Consider the following 680-nt stretch of genomic DNA (forward strand, 5'->3'; position numbering starts at 1 on the left):
CACCGAACTCAACCTCGGCCTCAGCGCCTGACCCCCATGAAGGATCAGACCGCTACACCATCACGAGGGGCTTGACCTGGTATCGACGCATGGCCGAAGAAGGCACCTGGGATCGGGTGCTTCAGATGCTGATCGCCGCAGCGGACGCGGGCGGTGCTCGCGTAATCCAAACGATTGTCAGACACGCCCTAGTGGCTGTGCTCACCCTCCTGGCCACCATCGTGCTCAGCTGGGTCGGTCTGGGAAGTTAGGCAGCCGCCGACGCCTGAAACGCCGGTAGCGTCGGCCGCGCGGGACACGAGGTACCCCTAACGACCAGCAACTGGGCTCATGTTGGGGACCTTGGCGGCATCCTAAGGCGCCCCCCCTGAAGAGGGTCGCCTTGTGCACCACCACAACGCTGACCGTGACGCGGTACTGACCTGACAGGTCCCATCGGTGCCCGGGGTCTGCCATGAGTTTGCTTGACACGAGTTATCAGGCGGCGGCAGCCGCCTGGACTGATTGAACCATCTCGAACTCGACAGGGGTGAGCTTCCTGAGACGGGCCTGCCTACGACGGCGGTGATAGGTCCGCTCGATCCAGCTCACGATCGCGAGCCGGAGCTGGTCGAAGGACTGCCAGCGACGCCGGTTCAGCACGTTCTTCTGCAACAGCGCGAAGAAGGATTCCATTGCCG

The 680-nt window shown here is 63.4% G+C and carries 1 protein-coding gene; it reads right to left on the minus strand.

Annotation, left to right across the window (positions count from 1 at the left end):
• Positions 1 to 477: 477 nt before the first annotated feature.
• Positions 478 to 680: IS3 family transposase (locus QL983_RS11370; protein ID WP_290153084.1), on the minus strand; the 203-nt coding region annotated here is incomplete at its 5' end.

It is taken from the genome of Micrococcus sp. APC 4021 (assembly GCF_030407635.1).
In the GTDB taxonomy this organism is placed as follows: Bacteria; Actinomycetota; Actinomycetes; order Actinomycetales; family Micrococcaceae; genus Micrococcus; species Micrococcus luteus.